The organism is Meiothermus luteus, from assembly GCF_003574085.1.
GTDB lineage: Bacteria > Deinococcota > Deinococci > Deinococcales > Thermaceae > Meiothermus > Meiothermus luteus.
This window is the reverse complement of sequence record NZ_QWKZ01000188.1, coordinates 1-2,195: the sequence shown is the minus strand read 5'-3', so window position 1 is coordinate 2,195 and position 2,195 is coordinate 1. Positions and strand designations below refer to the sequence as shown.

Annotated in this window: 3 protein-coding genes and 1 tRNA gene; all 4 read left to right on the top strand. The window is 65.3% G+C overall.

Features of this window, described 5'->3' with window-relative positions; translation table 11 throughout:
- Positions 1 to 564: TlpA family protein disulfide reductase (locus Mlute_RS15070; protein ID WP_147371134.1), on the top strand; the 564-nt coding region annotated here is incomplete at its 5' end.
- A 74-nt stretch (positions 565 to 638) separates the two neighbouring features.
- Positions 639 to 713, top strand: a tRNA-Lys gene (locus tag Mlute_RS15065).
- A gap of 61 nt (positions 714 to 774) precedes the next feature.
- Entirely contained in the window at positions 775 to 1,989 is a 1,215-nt protein-coding gene (locus Mlute_RS15060; RefSeq protein ID WP_119361324.1) for an MFS transporter, read from the top strand.
- Positions 1,990 to 1,996: 7 nt separating this feature from the next.
- Positions 1,997 to 2,195, top strand: a 199-nt coding sequence (locus Mlute_RS15055; protein ID WP_147371133.1) for a LysM peptidoglycan-binding domain-containing protein, incomplete at its 3' end; no start/stop codon positions are given.

Below are 2,195 nucleotides of genomic sequence, written 5' to 3'. Positions count from 1 at the left end.
GGGGTAGGCCTTTTGGGGGGGGGCTTGGTGGCCCTCGCGTTGCTGCGGCGGGAGGCCCTACGGCTCCTTTGGCCGGCCCTGGCCGCCTTCGCGTTGGCCCTGGTCCCCTTGGGGTTGCAAAATCTCTCCCGTCCGGCCCAGCGGGAGGTTTCGCCTGGCTACCTGGGGCAGGCGGTTTTGTACCTCGAGCCGGGCCAGACCCGCCCGGGCGAGGTGCGGTTTGGGGAGCTGCCCAGGCCCATGCTGCTCAATTTCTGGGCCACCTGGTGCCCTCCTTGCCGAGCTGAGATGCCCCTTTTGGCGGAGTACCAGGAGAAGGGCTACCCCATCGTGCTTTTGAACGTGGGAGAAAGCACCTCGGCGGTTCAGGCTTTTATGGGTCATAACGGGCTTTCTGTCCGGGTCTTTCTGGACCCTGGGGGCCTGCAGCGGGCCTTTGGGGTGAGCGGCCTGCCGACCACCTTGCTGCTGGATGCCGAGGGAAAGGTGGAGGCCCGCCACCTGGGTCCGGTCAACCGAGCCCAGCTCGAGGCGCTGCTAAGGCGCCTGCACGCGTCCCCCTAGGCTAGACAACCCATAGGGGTTCGCCTATAATCGCTAAGGTTGCCGAAGAGGCCCGGTTCTCTCGGCGCGCTTTTGGACCGCTAGCTCAGTGGTAGAGCAACCGACTTTTAATCGGTTGGTCACAGGTTCGAATCCTGTGCGGTCCACCACGGAGCCCCGCCCCTCTTCCAAGCTGGGGCTTTGTTTTTTGGGGCCTATATACTGGACCCAATGCGCCCCCACACCACCCCTTGGTACCTGGTGCTGTCCTCCTACTGGTTCGCCAGCAGCTTCAAGTGGTTCCTGATTCTGCTGGTCCTGCTGCCCGCGCGGGTGGCGGAGCTGGTGCCGGAGGCGGAACGGGCTACCCGCCTGGGCTTTCTGTTTGCTCTGGGGGCGGCAATGGCCCTTATTGGACCGCCCCTGTGGGGCTACCTCTCCGACCGGGTGGGCCGCCGGATGCCCTTCCTGGCCCTTGGGGCGGTGCTCACCGCGGCCGCGCTGGTCTGGATGGCCTACGCCCCTAGCTATTTCCAGCTCGTGCTGGCCTACCTGCTCCTGCAAATTGCCGATGATATGGCCACCGGCCCCTACTCAGCCCTCATCCCCGACCTGGCGGCCCGTCGGGAACGGGGGGTGGCCTCGGGGTGGCTGGGCGTCCTGCAGGTGAGCGGGCAGGTAGCAGCGGGGACGACGGGCTTTCTCCTGGCCCACCTTCAGGCCCAGTTTTTGGTCGTTGCCCTGCTCAACCTCCTGGCGGCCGCGCTAACCCTACACTACATCAGGGAGGTTCCCTTGCGCCCGCAGCGCCGGGGCCTGTTCCAAAGCCTGGTCGCCCCGTGGCGCAGCGCCGATTTCCGCTGGGTCTGGCTCACCCGCTTTTTGGTCATGCTGGCCCAGTACGGGGTGCAGACGTATTTGCAGTACTACCTGGCCGATGTGGTGCGGAGCTTTCAGGCCTTTGGCCGGGTTCTGGCCACCGAGGCCTTCCAGGCGGTGGCCCTCCTGGGCCTGCTCATCTCAGTAGGGGCGGCCCTGGCTGCGGTTCCAGCTGGCCGCATCTCTGATCAGAAGGGGCGCAAGCCGCTCATCTACCTTGCCGGGGTGGGGCTGGCCCTGCTGATGCTGCCCCTTTGGCTCCTGCCGCGCTTTGACGTTTTGCTGGGGTTGTCCTTGTTTTTTGGCCTGCTGTACGGGGCTTATCTGGCGGTGGACTGGGCCTTGGTGGCGGATGTCCTGCCCAACCCTGAGGCCCACGCCACCGATATGGGCCTCTGGCAGACCTCCATCGTGCTGCCTCAGGTGCTGGCGGGGGCCTTAGGGGGTGTTTTAGATGGTCTCAATCAGCAAAGTGCGGGGCTTGGCTACATGGTGCTCTTCTTGTTGGCGGCGGTATGCTTTGTGCTGGGCACTCTGCTGGTGCGCCAGATTCGCTCGGTTCGCTAGGGGGCCTATGCTGGTGTTTCTTCTTCCGCTGCTGTCCCTGGCCTGGGCCCAGGCCACGCACACCGTTCAGCCGGGGGAGACCCTGTTTCGCATTGCCCAGCGCTACAGCACTACGGTGGAGGCTTTGCAGGCCCTCAACGGCATCCAAGACCCGCGGCGGCTTCGTGTGGGGCAGGTTTTGCAGATAGGGGAGGCCCTTCCCGCCC